Source organism: Paenibacillus sp. EKM206P (assembly GCF_011066155.1).
In the GTDB taxonomy this organism is placed as follows: domain Bacteria; phylum Bacillota; class Bacilli; order Paenibacillales; family Paenibacillaceae; genus Paenibacillus; species Paenibacillus polymyxa_D.
Map to the genome: position 1 here is coordinate 1 of NZ_JAAMNQ010000132.1, position 233 is coordinate 233.

Sequence of the window (233 nt, forward strand, 5' to 3'; positions counted from 1 at the left end):
TAGGCTTTCGGCAAAAGCCTCCACTTGAAAGCTGCCTTGCAGATCAAATGTCGCCTGCTCAAAGTACGCCCCGGATTGCGGCTCCATTAAGCCGTGGAACAGAATGCCTTTTTGCATGGGTGTGAGCGAATAAATGTTTTCCAGTTCTCCCGCATTAGCCGTCTGCTCTACAATATGATCCAGCTCTCCAGCCGTCAGTCCTTGGAAGGACAAGTCGCTTGGTGTCAGCTCCG

1 protein-coding gene is annotated in these 233 nt (G+C 51.9%); it reads right to left on the reverse strand.

Going from position 1 to position 233, the window contains the following annotated elements; all coding sequences use genetic code 11:
- On the reverse strand, nt 1-233 hold a 233-nt coding region (locus tag G9G53_RS26085; RefSeq protein WP_165150924.1), incomplete at both ends, for a condensation domain-containing protein.